Genomic DNA, 16,929 nt, shown 5'->3' with positions numbered 1-16,929 from the left:
TGTGCACGGGCCGCTGAGCAGGAGGTCAGGCGGCGCGCGCGGGCGCGATCCTCGGCTCGGTCGGCCGTTGCTGACGCAGCGGTCTTCCGAGCGCGACCTTGGCCGCGGTCACAGCCATCTCCAGCAGTCCGCGCACACCCGAGGGTGAGGCGGCGACCGACCAGACAGTGCTGTCGCCCGCGTCGCTCACCGGTTGCCCGGCGAACCGGTCTGCCAGCCAGTCCAGGCTGATCGGCGTGGACAGCGGCAGCAGCGAGAAGTGCTCGCTGAGCCGGTCGCGAACGTAGGTCACCGCGGCGCCGCCGCGACGGTAGCGCGCCACCTGGCCGTCGATGCCCTCGATGTGGATGACCTGGTCGTGGATGGGTTGCACCACCAGCAGCGGGCAGGCCGGCGTCGTATTGCCGAGCCGCAGATCGTCGAACATCGCCCGCAGCTCCGGGGTGTCGAGCACCTCGGCGAGCGGGCGGTCGAGGAAGTCGTCCACCTTCTTGCCCGCCAGCCCGAGGATCGCGCCGACCGGCGTCGCGTTCTCGGCGCGGACGACGAACCGGTGGCCGTCCGGGCTGAGCTCGTTGTCGATCAGCGAGCTCAGCGCGGGATACAGCCTGCGCAGGGCGGCGATGACGATGGCGGGCAGACCCGCGAAGGGCGTGCCGTTGAGCCGGTCGAAGACCTGGCGCGGGTCGCCGACCGGGGCGCCGAGCACCGCGCCGACGATGTCGAGTTCGGGGGCGTAGGTCGGCGCCATCTCGACCGTCCACGAGCTGGCCATGCCGCCGCCGGAGTAGCCCCACACGGCGACGCGGGTTTCCGGGCCGAGCCCGAGGGGGTCGAAGCGCAGGGCGGCGCGGATGCCGTCGAGCGCGCGGTAGCCGGGCTCGCGCGGCGCGCCGAAGTTCCCGTGCGGTCCCTCGTGGTCGGCGATGCTCACGGCCCAGCCGCGCCGCAGCGCGTTCGCGACCAGGAGCCATTCGAACTGGGTGATCGAACCGAGCGCCCGCGAGCCGTGACGCAGCGCGTAGGACGGCGAGCATTTCTCGGTCACCGCGTCCATCGCGGTCTGGAAGGCCAGCAGCGGGCGATCCTCGTCCGGTTCCGCGCCGATCGGAAGCAGTACGGTGGTGATCGCCGCTTCCGGTGCCCCGTGCAGATCACAGCTGCGGTAGAGTAACTGCCAGGCCGAGACCTGTTGCGGGACAATTCCGAACAGCGCCACTTCGATCTTCCTGCTGCGCAGAATGGTGCCCGGCGCCTTGGCCGCGAACCCTTTCGGCGGTCGATGGAACGGGTCCGTGCTGGGCAGCAAGGGCTTGCGGTCCGCGGGACAGGCGGGCTCCCGGTCGACAGCGCCGATGACATTCGCGGTCATCGCAACCTCCTCATCTTCGAGGTCGGTTGCCGCATGCGAAAGTTCAAGCTGCGCACCGGTTATGGTGCCGACCACTTCTGCAGGGTAAGTGACCGACCGGGCGTCTGGGAACCCCGCGATACACGGCATTCCCGGCACTAGACTCCCCGGCATGAGCAGACCGACAGTATTCATCACCGGCGCGGCGGCGGGCATCGGGCGGGCCACGGCCTTGCTTTTCGCTGCGCAGGGATACCAAGTCGGGGCTTACGACATCGATGAAGTCGGGCTGACCAGGCTTTCCGGTGATATCACAGCCAAGGGTGGCGTAGTTAACACAGGAGTGCTCGATGTGACGAACGCCACGCAGTGGGCGGAGCGGCTCGCGGAGTTCCACGCCGCGACGGGACGACTGGACATCCTGGTCAACAACGCCGGGATCCTGCGCGCGGGGCCGTTCGAGGAGATCGACATCGCCGCCCATCGGGCGATCGTGGAGGTCAACGTGGTGGGCGTGCTCACGGGGACACACAGTGCGTTCCGCTACCTGCGCGACACGCCGGGCGCGCAGGTGGTCAACCTGTGCTCGGCTTCGGCGATCTACGGCCAGGCCGAACTCGCGAGCTATGGTGCGACCAAGTCCGCCGTCAAGAGCTTCACCGAGGCGCTCGACCTGGAATGGGAGCGCCACGACATCCGCGTGCTCGCGATCTGGCCGCTGTTCGTGGCCACGGCCATGGTGGACGGCGTGACGACCGGGACGACGAAATCGCTGGGCGTACGACTGACCGCCGACGACGTCGCGGCCGGGATCTGGGAGGCCACCCGCAAGCGCGCCCGGCTGCCGAAAGTGCACTATGAGATCGGCGCGCAGGCGAAGGTGCTCGCGACGGTGGGGAAATACGCGCCGAACTGGATGGTGCGCACCGCCAACAAATACTTCAGTGGCAGCTGAGCCCGTCGAACCTGCCCGGCGAGCCGACTTCTGACACAATTGCGCACCATAAAAGGGGGTGTGTGCAGCATGCCGACAGCCACTGATTCCGATGGGCCGCTGCGGGAGCGTGGCGTGCCGACGTCCGCGCACGATCAGCTCGACAAGCTGCTCGCCGAGCTGCGCTTCGGCACCGGGCGGGATCCGCAGATCGGGTACGCCGCGGCGGCGGCCGTCAGCGCGTGGCGCAAGCCGCCGCGCATCCAGGTGACCGGGCGCGCGCACGCGGGGCGGACAACGGTGCTGCACGCGCTCGCGCTCATGTCTGCGGTGGAGACCGATCCGGTGGACCGGCCGGATGCGCCCGACCCCGACCTCGACGCCGACATCGTCGTCTACGTGCTGTCGGCCGCGCCGACGCCGGCCGATCGGAGGGTGCTGGCCACGCTGCCGCCGCAGCGCACGATCGCGGTGCTGAACAAAGCCGACGCGATCGGCTCTCGCTGGGGCGATGCCGTGGCCTCGGCCCAGCAGTACGGCAGCCAGCTGCGGCTTCCGGTGGTTCCGGTGGTCGCCTCGCTCGCGATGCGCACCAGGGCGGGCGCGCTGACCGGCGCGGAGCTGGACCTGCTGCGCAAACTCGCCACCGAAGCCGACCCCGCGTTGCTCCTCGCGCCGGACCTGTTCGTCGCACCGGGGCCGGATGCCGCCGAGCGCGAGGAACTGCTGCGCCGCTGGGATCTGTACGGCGTGGCCTGCGCGTGCACGGCCCTACGGCACGAGCCGGATCTCGCTCCGCAGGCGCTGCTGCAGATCTTGCACGCGGCCAGCGGCATCGACGCGCTCCACCAGTTGCTGCACCGCCGCTACGAACAAGTGTCCGCGCTGCGCGGCGGCGAGCTGCTCGACGAGCTGGCCCGGCTCGCCGCCCGCGCGGTCCCGGAGGAGGGCGGCCGGGCGCGCGACCTCCTGGAGTCCTATCTGTACAGCGACGACGCCGTCTGGCTCGGACTCTGCGCGGGCCTGGCGGGGCCCGAAGTGGCCCATCTCGCCGCAGGGTATTCCGCGCCCGCTCCTTCCGACGCCGACGATGCGCTTGCCCGCGCCACGCGCTGGCACGCGGTCGTCACCAGCGATATGCCCCCGGCCGCCCGCCGCGCCGCGTTGCGGGTGCACAACGGGTACGTCCGACTATGGGAACGGATGAGCAGTGCCGGTCTCTGAGCCGCCGGAATCGGCGTCGCCTGGTGCGGCTGCCGCGGTGGATCCGCCTTCTCACCCGGCGGGCGACTCCGCCGACGGCGAAGCCGAGCGCCCCGCCGCGCTCGTCCCCGAGCTCGCGGCCGTGGTGGAGCGATGGAATCCGCAAGGTATGGCGCTGCTGCGCGCGGTGCACGACTCCGGTGGCGCTCGTGCGGTCACGGTGATCGGCCCCGCCGACGTCAACACGACCTTGTTGCGCACCGAGTTGGCCCGGTTCGAACCGCGCCTCACGCTGTCGGAACCCCGCGCCGACGCCGTATCGGAGTCCGCCCCGCCCGCGGTGGCGTTGATCCTGCTCGACGCGGGCACCATCATCGGCGCGGACACGCTCGGGGTGGTCGATCGGTTGCGCGCGGACGGCGCCCGCCTGCTGCTCGCGATGAACGGCGTCCACGCCCACCGGGACTGGCACGCCGTGCGGGAGCGCGACCTGGAGTTGCTCGCCGCGTCGGGCGCGGGCGATCTGGACATCGTGCCGGTCTCGGCGCGGCTCGCGGCCGCCGCACGCGCCGCGGGCGACGCCGGACTGCTCGATCGCTCCGGTGTCGGCGCATTGCACGCGCGGCTCACCGCGGCAGCCGCCGCAGGCGGTGACCGGCCGGGTGCGGTGACCGGCCGGGTCCTCGCCGACACGCGTCGACGGGTGGCCGAACAGGTGGCGGTGCTGCGCTCCGGCGCCGAAGCGGCCCGGCTGCGCGAGGAGCGCGCCCTTCTGTTGGCCGGTCGCGACGGGGGGCGCGCCACCGCGATGTCCACCCTGCGCGGGCAGCTGCACCTGGCCCGGGTGGACCTGATGACCGAGATCGGCGCGAGCATCCGGGCGCTGCACACCGCCGTGCGCGCCGAGCTGGACCGGCTGCGGCCCGCCGAGCTCGGCGGCTACCCCACTCGGCTGCAGCAGGCCGTCACCGAACTGACCGGCGCCCTCGACCACGACATCGACCAGCGCATCGCCGAACTGAGCGCCCGGATCGAGAGCACGGATCGGGGTTCGCCTACGCGGCGCCGCGACCAGGCCCCTCGGGTCGGCCCGGATCCCGAGCCACGCCATCGGGGTGTCGAAGATCACCTTATGATCGCGCTCGGCGCGTCGGCCGGTGTCGGTCTGGGTCGCTTGCTGGTTGCTCCGTTTTCCCTGGTATCGGCCCTCGACGTCGCGAGCGTGCCGGTAACGTTGCTGCTCGGCGGCGGTGCGGCGGCGTGGGTGGTCCGAGCACGCCGCCAGCTGGCCGATCGAGCGCACATCCGGCAATGGGTCGCCGACGCGTTGGTCAACGTAAAAGCGCAGCTCGAGCAGCGCGTGGTGACCGCACTCGTGGAAGCGGAGACCACTTTGGCCGATCACGTGGTCCAGGCAAGCACCGCGCGAATGGTCGAGACGGATCGCAGGGTGGCCCGGCTGGAGGCCGAATTGCGCCGGATGGCGGCCGAGCAGCCGGGGCAGCTCGCCGCATGCGAGCGCGACGTCCGGATCCTCGATCGCTGGATCGCGCCTGTTGAAACGAACGACCAATTGGGTACACAGTGAGGAACCCGATACCGTACCGGCCGTCACATCGCGTTAACCTCTATTCAGGAACTTGGGCGTCCGCTAAGTCCTGATCTGCCGCCCTCCTGGGGTGCGCGTTCGACCGGTCGGAGCGGGCGCCTTCCCGCCAACGGTGGCGCTCGGTGCATTCGCGCTGGTCATGGGCCTAGGGCCAGGCGGCGGAGCATCGAACAGCCGCCCATCTCAGGAGAGTTTTCATGACGTCAGCGACCATTCCTGGTCTTCGTGGATCCGACGGCAAGGCGCCGACCGAGCACAGCGAACTACTCGCCTGGGTACAAGAAGTCGCCGAACTCACCCAGCCGGATCGAGTGGTGTGGGCAGACGGCTCCGACGAGGAATGGGAGCGGCTCACCGAGCAGCTCGTCGCGGCGGGGACGTTCAAGCGGCTGGACGAGAAGAAGAAGCCGAACTCCTTCCTCGCCCTCTCCGATCCCTCCGACGTGGCCCGGGTGGAGTCGCGCACCTACATCTGTTCGAAGACCGAGGCCGACGCGGGCCCGACCAACAACTGGGTCGACCCGACCGAGATGCGCGCCACGATGACCGAGCTGTACCGCGGGTCGATGAAGGGCCGCACCATGTACGTGGTGCCGTTCTGCATGGGCCCGCTGGGCGCCGAGGACCCGAAGCTGGGCGTCGAGATCACCGACTCCGAGTACGTCGTCGTGTCGATGCGCGTGATGACCCGCATGGGCGCCGCCGCCCTGGAGAAGCTGGGCGCCGACCGCCCGTTCGTGAAGGCGCTGCACTCCGTGGGCGCGCCGCTGGCCGACGGCCAGGCCGACGTGCCGTGGCCGTGCAACGACACCAAGTACATCACCCACTTCCCCGAGGATCGGGAGATCTGGAGCTACGGCTCCGGCTACGGCGGCAACGCGCTGCTCGGCAAGAAGTGCTACTCGCTGCGGATCGCCTCGGCGATGGCCCACGACGAGGGCTGGCTGGCCGAGCACATGCTGATCCTGAAGCTGATCTCCCCGGAGAACAAGGCCTACTACATCGCCGCCGCGTTCCCCAGCGCCTGTGGCAAGACCAACCTCGCGATGATCCAGCCGACGGTGCCGGGCTGGCGCGCGGAGACCTTGGGCGACGACATCGCCTGGATGCGCTTCGGCAAGGACGGCCGTCTCTACGCGGTGAACCCCGAGTTCGGCTTCTTCGGCGTCGCGCCGGGCACCAACCGCAGCTCCAACCCGAACGCCATGGCGACCGTGGAGGCGGGCAACACCGTCTACACCAACGTCGCCCTGACCGATGACGGCGATGTGTGGTGGGAGGGCCTGGAAGGCGAGCCCGATCACCTGATCGACTGGAAGGGCAACGACTGGTACCAGCGCGAGACCGAGACGCTGGCCGCGCACCCGAACTCCCGCTACTGCACGCCGATGGCGCAGTGCCCGATCCTGGCGCCCGAGTGGGACGACCCGCAGGGCGTGCCGATCTCGGCGATCCTGTTCGGCGGCCGCCGCAAGACCACCGTCCCGCTGGTCACCGAGTCCTTCGACTGGCAGCACGGTGTGTTCATGGGCGCGACGCTGTCCTCCGAGCAGACCGCGGCCGCCGAGGGCAAGGTCGGCACCGTCCGCCGCGACCCGATGGCCATGTTGCCGTTCCTCGGCTACCACGTCGGGGACTACCTGGGCCATTGGATCAACGTCGGCAAGAACGCCGACGCGGGCAAGCTGCCGAAGATCTTCTACGTGAACTGGTTCCGCCGCGGCGGCGACGGCCGCTTCCTGTGGCCGGGCTTCGGTGAGAACTCCCGCGTGCTGGAGTGGATCATCGGCCGTATCGAGGGTTCCGCCCACGCCGAGGCGACCGCGATCGGCAACGTGCCGACCGCCGCGCAGCTCGACCTGGAGGGACTGGATGTCGACCCCAAGGACGTCGACGAGGCGCTCGTCGTGAACGCCGACGAGTGGCGCAAGGAGATCCCGCTGATCGAAGAGTGGTTCGAGTTCGTCGGCGACAAGCTGCCTTCCGGCGTGCGTGACGAGTTCGAGGCGCTCAAGCAGCGTCTGGGCTGACACTCCACCCAAAGTAGCATTCGCCCGCACCATCCGGCAGATGGTGCGGGCGATTTGTTCTGCGAGACAAACGTTTCCGTGTTCAGCGCGGTCCGGAAGCGCCCTTCGAGCATCGCGGTCGGCCGTGGAGCTCGCCGGACCACTCCGCGCGGTCCGCACTCTACGAACCATGGCTTGTCGTCCAGCGCGGTCGTCGCTCTACCGCGCGGAGATCGCGGATCATGGCTGCCGGAAACGGCGACACCGTGGCGGTTATAGAATCCCGAGGGCTTCGAGCTGATCCAAAATTTCCGACACTCGTGTGTGAATCGATCTCATACACGCGACGAGGGGCACATCGTCATCGGTATCGGGAACATTGACGACGACAGTCGCCACGAGTCGGTTGTTGTATGTGAGCTGAGATTGTGTGAACCCAGGGCGAAGCTTCAAACGGAAATGCTTGAAAACAGCTCCCGGCACGAGTTCGTGGACTGCCAGTCCTGGAATATCCACGACTTCGTAGTCATCCGATGGTGCGAAAATCAGCTCGGTCCTGAACGAGTTGGTGACGAGCACTCGGCGGTGCGCGTCACGGTCGACGAGTTCGCGGAGAAGTCCGAGTGGGTGATGTGTCGGCTGCGGATCGTTATATGGCTGATGGCGGAGAATTATCGCTGTGGTCGTGGCGTCGAATATCTCCTGAACGCATATCTCCTCACCCCTGCTGTCCGTGCTGCTCAGCAAGATCGGGAAATGCTCCGCGTGCGGGTAGACGGCGTGGTCGAGTGCGGCCCTCGAGTTGGTGAGCGCGTCACCGGTGATCAGTCCCCACTCGTCGGGCACCTCGGATACGCTCACCGCGGCTACCTGGCAATCGATCTCGTTCTCGTATTCCAGGCTCGGGGAAAGGTCGACTCGGACTTCGACCTGGTTCGCGTTCTGGTATTCCGAGATCATGCGTTCGAGGTCATTGATGTGGTGTCCCGCGCGAGCAAGCTTGTGCCGTGCGCTTGCGATGCCGGTGACACCGTTCATAACGTTGAGCATACCGATCGGTCTGACGGGGCGGCTTGGTTATTCGGCGAACGGGGACATCCGGATCATGGCCAGGAAACCCGCCCTGTTGAGCCAATGAATCCGGCCTTTCGGCATCGCCTTCGCTTCCGCTCGGAAGGCGGCGACGACATGCCGTGCGAACTCCAGTCGCGGGTGCCGCCGCAGCAGTTCGGCGACCCACTCGCGGTCCAGTTCCGCCAGTCGCGTCCCGAGTACGTCCACCGAGGCTCCCGCGGAGACGAAGCCGCCGGGGTCGCCGAGATCGTCGGCGACCCCGGGCGTGATGTGGGCGGCGATGGCCGCGCCGATCGCTTCGGCCCGTTCCGGCGGCGCGCCCGCGCCCAGTGCGACGGCGGCCGCCCGTTCGCCGCCGACCACGGCGAAACACCGTCCGGGCGTGGGATGTTCGAGTTGCAGGTCGTGCAGTAGACAGGAGACGTAGACGAGCTCGTCGTCGTAGGCGGCGCCGTCGAGATCCGCCAGGACCCGTCCGAAGTAGTAGGTCCGCAGCGAATGGTTCAGCACGTGCGGCGACAGCGACTCCCGCGCCTCGGTCTCCGCCGCGACGGCGAGCTGGGAGTCGGGTAACCGCAGGCCGGCGAACTCCAGCCGCCCGCGTCCCCGCCTGCCCAGTGCCAGCCGGAGCCGGTTGGGCGCCATGGCGGGCAGCGTGCGTGCGGTCGCGACGGCCAACGCGCGGCGTTGCTCTTTCGACAGAGCGCCCCCGGTGCGGGTGGCCCATGCCCAGTCGAGGCCCGTCGGTGCGGCCACGATTCCTCCTTCTGGTCGGAACTCGGTGTGCACTGAAGTCAAGCGTGTGTCCGGATCCGCGGCGAGTGGCGGAAATGACAGTATTGCTCGGATTCGTGCCAAACTGGGGACGATGAAGCAAGTCGTGGCGCTCGCGCTGGACGGGGTGATGGCCTTCGACCTGGCCTGTGCTGTTCAGGCGTTCCGGCACGGGCCGGGCAAGACCGGCGAGCCGTCCGGGTTCGAGATGCGGACCTGTGGGGTGCGTCCCGGTCCGGTGTGGACACCCAACGGCTTCGAATTGCGCGTGGAGCACGGGCTGGAGGCGTTGGCGGAAGCCGATGTCGTCGTCGTGCCCGGCATCGGTATCCCGACCCTGCCCACCCCACGGGAGGCGCTCGTCGCATTGCGCGGCGCGGCCGCGCGGGGCGCGACCATGGTGAGCATCTGCGTCGGCGCGTTCGTCCTGGCCGAGGCCGGGCTGCTGGACGGACGACGCGTGACTACGCACTGGGCCTATTGCGACGAGTTCGCCGAACTGTATCCGGCGGTGCGTTTGGACCCGACGGCCCTCTACGTCGATGACGGTGACGTGCTGACGTCGGCCGGGCTGTCGGCGGGTCTCGATCTGTGCCTGCACATCGTCCGCCGCGAGCTGGGCGCGCACGCGGCGGCGGAGCTGGCCAGGTGGAACGTCACCGCGCCGCACCGGGAAGGCGGTCAGGCGCAATACATTCCGGACGCGCCCGCCGCGCGTACCGATGGCGGTCTCGCCGCGACGATGGCCTGGGCGGTGGCGGAACCAGCTGCGGCGGTGGATGTTTCGGCGCTGGCCGCGCACGCGCTGATGAGCGAGCGGACCTTCATCCGCCGTTTCAAGGCGCAAGTCGGCACCACGCCGCGGCGGTGGCTGGATGCCCAGCGCACCGCACGGGCGCGCGAGCTTCTGGAAACCACGCGTTTGCCAGTGGAAGTCGTCGCGGTAAAGGCCGGGTTCGGCAGCGTCACCGCGCTCCGGGCGCACCTGCGTGCGGCGACGGGCGCGACACCGGCCGCGTATCGCCGGTCGCTGGGCCGGTGAACGCACCGGGGTGAAGTGCCTGGTGCGGCGAATAACCTTGCGGGGGAGATGATTCGGTTGTGCCGACCTCGGCGCTCGGGAGTCGGGCGGTCGGATCGGTGTCCCGCGTCACACTCTAGTTCGCGAAATTCCCACGGACCGATCGGTTTAGCCGGATGGGAAAGGGGGTAATGATCTTGTCGAGAGATTTCGTGTATTCGTAACCTATGCTTGGCGTGTTCTTCCTTCCGCATCACCCAGTCGGATTACTGGCGGTTAACTGATCGACTGAACGACTTCCCTACCGATATCGGACCCGCGATGCCGCGGCGCACGGCGAGATCGACGCGAGAGGTGGATGGAGCATGGCCGATCCGGAGATGACGATGTCGGTTGCCCCGATGGTGGCCGAATTCGAGTTCGAGACCGTGAGTACCCCGCTGCGCCGGGCCGCGGGACGGCTGCGCGCGGTGCTGCCGCCCGGGTGGCGCGTCGAGATCGTCGACGCACCACCCCGGCGTTACGGCAACCGTGCTCCGCTGCTGCGTGTGGTCATGCCACCGGAGTGATCAGCCGGTCCAGCCGAGCGGCATGAGCAGCGACTTCTGCTCGCAGAACGAATCGAGACCCTCCGGGCCGTTCTCGCGGCCGAGTCCGGAGGCTTTGTAACCGCCGAACGGCGAACTCGGATCGAACGCGTACCAATTGATCGCGTAGGTGCCGGTGCGCACCCGCGCCGCGATCTCGGCGCCGTGTTCGATATCGGTCGTCCACACCGAGCCCGCGAGACCGTAGACCGAGTCGTTGGCGATGGCCACGGCCTCGTCCTCGGTCTCGTACGGGATGACCGAAAGCGCCGGTCCGAAGATCTCCTCTTGGGCGATGGTCGACTTGTTGTCCACGTCGGCGAAGATTGTCGGCTCGACGAACCAGCCCCGGTCCAGCCCCTCCGGGCGACCGCCGCCGAGCACGAGTCGCGCTCCCTCGGCCTTGCCCTTGGCGATGTAGCCCTCGACCCGATCGCGCTGGCGTTCGGAGATCAGCGGACCCAGCTGCACGCTCGGGTCGTTCGGGTCGCCCACCTTCATCGTCTTCACGTGTTCGACCAGCGCGTCGAGAATCTCGTCGTACCGGCTGCGCGGGGCGAGGATGCGGGTCTGCGCGACACAGCCCTGCCCGCTGTTCATCAGGCCGGAGAACGCGAGCACCGGGATATTGGCCGCGACGTCCATGTCGGGCAGCAGGATCGCCGCCGACTTGCCGCCGAGTTCGAGCGAGACGCTCTTGAGCTGACCGGTGGCGATGGCGCCGATCTTGCGGCCGACCGCGGTGCTTCCGGTGAAGGTCACCTTGTCCACGCCGGGGTGTGAGACGAGGTACTCGGCCGCGTCGGGCTCGGCGGGCAGCACCGAGAGCACGCCTTCGGGCAGGCCCGCCTCGGTGAAGATGTCGGCGACCAGGTTCGCCGTGAGCGGAGTCAGCGGGGCGGGCTTGAGCACGATGGTGCAACCGGCCAGCAGGGCGGGCGCGAGCTTGTTGACCGCGAGGAACAGTGGGACGTTCCACGCGGTCACCGCCGCGACGACACCGCGCGGCTCGCGGGTGACCCGAGTGGTGCCGAACCCGCCCACCCGGGTCTCCGACCACGGGAAGGACTCCGCCAGGGCCGCGTAGGCGTCCAGTGCGGCGACCGCGGGCAGCTGGTTCAGCGTCATCGCGATCATTTGCGGCGCGCCGACCTCGGCGGTCAGCGCGGCGAGCAGATCGGCGGAACGCTGTTCGATCAGCCGGGCGGCGCGGGTGAGTACCTCGGCTCGCTCCTTCGGGGGCGTGGCGGGCCACGGTCCGTGATCGAAGGCGTGCCTGGCCGCGGCGACCGCGGCGTCGACATCCGCCCGGCTCACCGCGGGGACGCTGCCCACCGGCTCGACCGTGGCCGGCGAGATGACCTGGATGCGCTCGGCGGTGGCTGGCGCGGTCCAGCGGCCGCCGATGAACAAGCTGTCGTAGTGCATGAGAACACGTTACAGTTTTGCCTCCGCATTGTCTGTAACCTGTTCCAGTTTTGCGGCGCGGCGACGCCCTGGCCAGTGTGAATCCCGACCTCTCGGTTCGCTTTTCGCAGAACGCACTATTGCGTTCTGTTGCTGGAAGGGGGATGCTGTATCGACATATCAGCTCGCTCCATTACCGAATCGTTACCGCAAACTGGGGAGTCCGAGTCATGGCGGTGCAAGTGATCGGCCGGTCGCTGATGACCAGTGATCAAACCGAGCATCAGGCTAAGAGTGTCGGCAGCGGCGGGTGGGTGGTCTCGTTCCTACCCGGACGCACCCTGACAATCGAGCAGGCGACGGCGGCTATGCAGGCCGCGGAGGCGGTCGCCGCCGTAGGGATGCTGGCCGACCTGGTCGGGCTCACCACGCTCGAGACCGTCGGGTTGGCGATGCGCGAATCGCCGTGGAGCGAGCCCGTGCACGCTCCCTGTGGGAAGCGGCACTGGCGTCGCGGATGGCTGGAGCCGTACTTCGGCTAACTTTTGGTTGCCACCACGACCAGATTGCTCACAAGTAACTCACGCACCATCGGCACCCGGATCAACCACCACGCCCAGCGGGGGTGGTAGCGAGGGAAGACCGTGTGCACCTCCGCCGGAGTACGTGCCGTCCAGCGCAATCCGTCAGCGGCCCGCACCGCGAACAGCGACGTGCCGAACCTGTTCTTGGGTTCGCGCCCGTGCTTGCGCCGATACCGCCGGGCGGCGTACTCGCCACCGAGGTAGTGCCACGGCCCGGTCTCGTGGCCGCCGAACGGGCCGTGCCACACCGTGTAGGAGAGCACCATCAGCCCGCCCGGCCTGGTCACCCGCACCATCTCGTCGGCCATCACCCACGGCTTCGAGACATGTTCGGCGACGTTCGACGAGAAACAGATGTCGACAGCGTCGTCGCGGAACGGCAGCGCCATCCCGGACCCGCGGACCGCGCCCGCCACGGAAAGGCCCGCGGCGTGCATCTCCGTCGGGTCGGGCTCCACCGGAATGTAGCGAGCCCCCGTACGGGCGAACTCGTCCGCGAAGTAGCCCGGACCGCCGCCGACGTCGAGTATCGTCGCCCCGTCCAGCGACCGGCCGGTGAGATCGGCGTAGAAGTCGGCGATCAGCGCCGCGCTGTCGGCGGCCAGACCTCCGTAGAACAGGGCCGGGTCGGTCTGCTCGAACCGGAAACTGCCGAGCAGTCGCAGCGACCGGCGCAGGGTCGCCCGGCGGGCGAACCGAGGCGAACTCCTGCGTGTCGGCGTCTTCGCGGCTTTGAGCACGGCGCCGAGTCTCGCACAACCCGGATGCCGGCCTGCTCGGGCGGGTGCTCGGGATAGGGTGTAGCGCGACGTCCGACATTCCCACCGGGACCTACTGACCGAGAGAAGCTCCACCGTGCGCGAAGTCCTCCTGCTCTGCTGGCGCGACACCGGGCACCCACAGGGCGGCGGCAGCGAGCGGTACCTCGAGCAGGTCGGCGCGCAGCTCGCGGCACGCGGGGTTCGAGTCACCCTCCGTACCGCCCGCTATCCGGGGGCGCCGCGGCGCGAACACGTCGACGGCATCACCATCAGCAGGGCGGGCGGACGCTACACGGTGTACCCGCGAGCGCTGGCCGCGCTCCTGCTGGGCAGGATCGGTCTCGGCCCGTTGCGCGGCGTGCGGCCGGACGCGGTGATCGACACCCAGAACGGCATACCGTTCTTCGCCACCGCCGTCACCGCGGCCCCGTCGGTGGTGCTGGTGCACCACGGTCACCGGGAGCAGTGGCCGGTCGCGGGCCGGCTGGTCGGCCGCGTCGGCTGGTGGATCGAGTCGTGGCTGTCGCCCCGCGTACACCGCCGCAATCAATATCTGACCGTTTCCCTGCCGTCGGCGGAAGAGCTGGCCACCCTCGGTGTGGACCGCTCCCGAATCGCGGTGGTTCGCAACGGGGCCGAACCTGTTCCAGTGGACGCACCCACCGGCGCCGCGGAAACCCGCACTCCCACACCAACTGTCGTGGTGCTGTCCCGGCTGGTGCCGCACAAGCAGATCGAGGACGCGCTCGCGGCCGTGGCCCGGCTGCGCGACCGCATCCCAGGTCTGCGCCTCGACGTGATCGGCGGCGGCTGGTGGGCGGACAACTTGCGGGACAACGCCCGCGAACTCGGTATCGCCGACGCCGTCACCTTCCATGGGCACGTGGACGAGCGCCGCAAGCACGAACTCCTCGCGCGCGCCTGGGTGCATGTGCTGCCTTCCCGGAAGGAGGGGTGGGGGCTCGCGGTGATCGAGGCGGCACAGCACGGTGTTCCGACGGTCGGCTATCGCAGCTCGCGCGGGCTCACCGATTCCATTGTGGACGGCGCCACCGGAATCCTGGTCGACGACGTCGCCCAGTTGGCCGACGCCGTCGGCGACCTGCTGGACGATCCCGGCGCGCGCACGGTCATGGGGGAGAAGGCCCGCGCCCGCGCGCGCGAATTCTCTTGGGAGCAAACCGGAAACGGAGTCGACGAAGTATTGGCGGCGGCCGCCCGCGGCGAGCACACGAGCGGGTTGATCGCGCCGCGGACGGTGGACTGAAATCGTGCGTCAGTTCCGTGATCGCGAGCGGAATCGTGCGCCGAGAGCGGTTAGTGTGCCTGCGACGAGCACCGCGACCCAGAGCAGGTGGGCCGCGGCGGCGACGGAGCGTTGTGTGGTCGTCGAGGTACCGCGCTCGACGACACCGGGCACGCGATACAGCGCCAGGTCCGCGTCCTCGTAGACCTGTTCGACCTGGGCGAGAGTCGACGCCGATGCGCCGACCGGTCCAGGGGTGGTCCGTTCGACGAGGATCCAGCCAACGCCGAGGCGGGCGAGGTCCGCGGGCGCGCCGCCGTGGAGCAGCAGGTTCTCCACTTCTCGTGCGCGGGCGCCTTCACCGGAGACGGTGCGTCCGCGCACCGGGAGTTCGCCCGTCTGCAAGACGTCGTTGGGCAGCATGCGCGGGGCGGGGTCGAGCACGGGAGCCGCGCCGCTGTAGCGGAACTTGCGGAACATTCCGCCCGGCAGCACCGCGACGTCGCCCGGACCGTCCATCCTTGCGGCGACCTGCTGCCAGCCGGCGGGATAGTGCACGGGACGGACGGCTCCACCGACGCCCCAGGCGAGGTCGTAGAGCGGCAACACCAGAAGCGCCACGAATACCGCTGTGACCGTTGCCGTCGTGGCCGGAGACGCCGTCGCGGGCCGGGCGGTCGTCGCGTCCGCGCGGGAAAGACGCCGAGCCGTCACCACGCACCCCGCCGCCGCGCACAACGCGAAAGCGGGCATGGCCAAGGCCGCGTACTTCTGGGTGTCGCGCAGCAGACCCGCGCCGGGAACGTGGGCGACCAGCCATTCCAGTGCGTGCATGCCCCACGCGGTCGCGCCGAGCGCGGGGAATAGGATCGCGATCACGGCGAGCAGCAGCAATGCCCGGCGGACGTGGCGGTTGTCGGGATCGGGGCCGCCGGTGGCGACGGAGCGCACGCCCAGCACGACTATCGCCAGCAGTACCAGCGTGCCGATCGCCGCCAGCGGTGTGGTGCGCGAGCCCGGTACCGCCTCGGCGTTCCAGATCCCGCCGAGACCGGCCAGGCTCCCGAGCGTGCCCAGACCGGGTTCGGCCCGCGCGGCGAAGGCCGCGATACCCGCGGGATCGGATGGCTCCGCGCCCGCGCCGGACAGCGCGGTCGCGGCCAGCCATGGCGCGGAGGCGGCCAGCCAGAGGACGAACGTCGCGGCGAGTTGACGTCGATGGACCAGGGCGAAAGCGGTCACGCCCGCCAGCAGCGCTCCGGTCGGAGTGAGTCCGGCCGCTGCGAGCGATCCGGCCAGGGCCGCCCAGGTGGATGCCGCTCGGACGGTCGCGCGCGGCGCCGCTGTGACGCTGAGCCGATTCGGCCCGCCTTCGCCCGCCGTGCCGGTTGGTACGGAGTTGCGCGGATGTTCGGCTGAATCGGCCGGAGCGGTGTCGTCGGAACGATGGGAGGAGCCGGGCGCGGCTGGTTGCCAGTGGGGCTCGGCTGCGGCTACCCCGCCGGGGTGTCCGGGTGAGTGGCGCGTAGCCAGTGGTGGTTCGGCTCGGCCGGTCGACCCGGTGTGCTCACGGGCCTCGGTCGGTGCGACTCCGCTCGCACGATCGGACACGTGGTGCGTAGTCGCCGGCGCTTCCCCTGGGACAGCTGTTTCGGAACGCGGGCCGTTACCGGTGATGTCAGCAGGCGCTTCGCTGGGGTGCTCGATTGTGTCCGGGGTGCCCAGCGGTTCGCCGTGCGGGGTGGACTCGGTGGTGTCGGCCGAGGCGGGTGTGTTCGAAGGGATCCGTCGGCGTCGCTTCGCAGTGGCCGTACCTCGAAGGCGGTAAGCGGCCAGCCCTGTCCACGGCAACGCCGCATAGCCCGCGAGCAGGCTCCAGTGTCCCTGGAGCAGCCGCTCGGCCACGTACGGATTCCACAACGCGACCGTCGCGGCGACCAGTTGCGGGCCGAGCGACGCGCGCAGCAATTCACGCGCGAGCGTCGCCGCTCCGTACGCCGCGGCCCACAGTGCGACGAGCAGAATCGCCTTGACCACCAGCCCGCCGTCCGCGAACGACGTCAGCGCCGCGAGCAGAGCGTCCTGTGGCACCGCCCGTGGCGCGGCGTCGCCGAGGCCGAGCGCCGCGTCGGTCGGATAGTTGCGCGGCGTGCTCACCGCGTCCCGCAACAACAGATACCCCGGCGCGAGCAACGGCCCGGCGACGAGCAGCGCACCGGCCGCGCTGTATGCCGCGACCACCGCTCGAGTCCGACTGCTCCCGCTCACGCCTGAGCACTGTACGTCCCGGCCACCACCGCCGCCGATCCAGCGGCGTCGGCGCGGAAATGTCACGGCTGAATCCGGGGGGACCGCGGGGGTGCTGTGTA

14 protein-coding genes are annotated in these 16,929 nt (G+C 69.5%); 8 read left to right on the top strand and 6 right to left on the bottom strand.

What is annotated here, in order from left to right; translation table 11 throughout:
- Window positions 1-25: 25 nt before the first annotated feature.
- Window positions 26-1,372 (bottom strand): lipase family protein, encoded by a 1,347-nt coding sequence (locus ACL03I_RS02330; RefSeq protein ID WP_355071331.1) that lies wholly within the window; start codon window positions 1,370-1,372, stop codon window positions 26-28.
- A gap of 151 nt (window positions 1,373-1,523) precedes the next feature.
- Between ACL03I_RS02330 and ACL03I_RS02325 the strand changes: the two genes are divergently transcribed.
- The 4 genes from ACL03I_RS02325 (at window position 1,524) to ACL03I_RS02310 (ending at window position 7,127) form a co-directional block, all read left to right on the top strand.
- Window positions 1,524-2,306 (top strand): SDR family oxidoreductase, encoded by a 783-nt coding sequence (locus tag ACL03I_RS02325; RefSeq protein WP_355071333.1) that lies wholly within the window; start codon window positions 1,524-1,526, stop codon window positions 2,304-2,306.
- Window positions 2,307-2,375: 69 nt separating this feature from the next.
- The gene (locus tag ACL03I_RS02320; protein WP_412805053.1) at window positions 2,376-3,509 is read left to right on the top strand and encodes a hypothetical protein; all 1,134 of its coding nucleotides are present in this window, start codon (window positions 2,376-2,378) and stop codon (window positions 3,507-3,509) included.
- A gap of 37 nt (window positions 3,510-3,546) precedes the next feature.
- Window positions 3,547-5,076 (top strand): hypothetical protein, encoded by a 1,530-nt coding sequence (locus ACL03I_RS02315; RefSeq protein WP_412805052.1) that lies wholly within the window; start codon window positions 3,547-3,549, stop codon window positions 5,074-5,076.
- Between the two features lie 218 nt (window positions 5,077-5,294).
- Window positions 5,295-7,127: a phosphoenolpyruvate carboxykinase (GTP) gene (locus ACL03I_RS02310; protein ID WP_355071338.1), complete on the top strand. Its 1,833-nt coding sequence runs from the start codon at window positions 5,295-5,297 to the stop codon at window positions 7,125-7,127.
- 252 nt (window positions 7,128-7,379) lie between these two features.
- Here ACL03I_RS02310 and ACL03I_RS02305 read toward each other — a convergent pair whose 3' ends face one another.
- Both ACL03I_RS02305 and ACL03I_RS02300 read right to left on the bottom strand, forming a co-directional pair.
- Window positions 7,380-8,144 (bottom strand): hypothetical protein, encoded by a 765-nt coding sequence (locus ACL03I_RS02305; protein WP_355071340.1) that lies wholly within the window; start codon window positions 8,142-8,144, stop codon window positions 7,380-7,382.
- 39 nt (window positions 8,145-8,183) lie between these two features.
- On the bottom strand, window positions 8,184-8,936 hold the full coding sequence (locus tag ACL03I_RS02300; RefSeq protein WP_356962981.1) for an HD domain-containing protein: 753 nt from the start codon (window positions 8,934-8,936) through the stop codon (window positions 8,184-8,186).
- A gap of 103 nt (window positions 8,937-9,039) precedes the next feature.
- Between ACL03I_RS02300 and ACL03I_RS02295 the strand changes: the two genes are divergently transcribed.
- The gene (locus tag ACL03I_RS02295) at window positions 9,040-9,996 is read left to right on the top strand and encodes a GlxA family transcriptional regulator (protein WP_397276355.1); all 957 of its coding nucleotides are present in this window, start codon (window positions 9,040-9,042) and stop codon (window positions 9,994-9,996) included.
- A gap of 344 nt (window positions 9,997-10,340) precedes the next feature.
- Window positions 10,341-10,544, top strand: a complete 204-nt coding sequence (locus ACL03I_RS02290; protein ID WP_356962979.1) for a hypothetical protein — start codon at window positions 10,341-10,343, stop codon at window positions 10,542-10,544.
- Here ACL03I_RS02290 and ACL03I_RS02285 read toward each other — a convergent pair whose 3' ends face one another.
- Window positions 10,545-11,990, bottom strand: a complete 1,446-nt coding sequence (locus ACL03I_RS02285; protein WP_412805051.1) for an aldehyde dehydrogenase — start codon at window positions 11,988-11,990, stop codon at window positions 10,545-10,547.
- 209 nt (window positions 11,991-12,199) lie between these two features.
- Here ACL03I_RS02285 and ACL03I_RS02280 point away from each other — a divergent pair, with 209 nt between their 5' ends.
- Complete coding sequence (locus ACL03I_RS02280; RefSeq protein ID WP_355071348.1) at window positions 12,200-12,511, top strand: hypothetical protein; 312 nt, start codon at window positions 12,200-12,202, stop codon at window positions 12,509-12,511.
- Here ACL03I_RS02280 and ACL03I_RS02275 read toward each other — a convergent pair.
- Window positions 12,508-13,293, bottom strand: a complete 786-nt coding sequence (locus ACL03I_RS02275; RefSeq protein WP_412805050.1) for a class I SAM-dependent methyltransferase — start codon at window positions 13,291-13,293, stop codon at window positions 12,508-12,510. The genes ACL03I_RS02280 and ACL03I_RS02275 overlap by 4 nt on opposite strands.
- Window positions 13,294-13,408: 115 nt before the next feature.
- Between ACL03I_RS02275 and ACL03I_RS02270 the strand changes: the two genes are divergently transcribed.
- Window positions 13,409-14,581, top strand: a complete 1,173-nt coding sequence (locus ACL03I_RS02270; RefSeq protein ID WP_412805049.1) for a glycosyltransferase family 4 protein — start codon at window positions 13,409-13,411, stop codon at window positions 14,579-14,581.
- A gap of 9 nt (window positions 14,582-14,590) precedes the next feature.
- On the opposite strand, the gene ACL03I_RS02265 is transcribed toward ACL03I_RS02270, so the two are convergent.
- Window positions 14,591-16,828: a hypothetical protein gene (locus ACL03I_RS02265; protein WP_412805048.1), complete on the bottom strand. Its 2,238-nt coding sequence runs from the start codon at window positions 16,826-16,828 to the stop codon at window positions 14,591-14,593.
- Window positions 16,829-16,929: the final 101 nt, after the last annotated feature.

It is taken from the genome of Nocardia sichangensis (assembly GCF_047200615.1).
GTDB classification, from domain to species: Bacteria; Actinomycetota; Actinomycetes; order Mycobacteriales; family Mycobacteriaceae; genus Nocardia; species Nocardia sichangensis.
The sequence above is the reverse complement of the archived record's forward strand: the minus strand, read 5'-3'. Positions and strand labels throughout refer to the sequence as shown.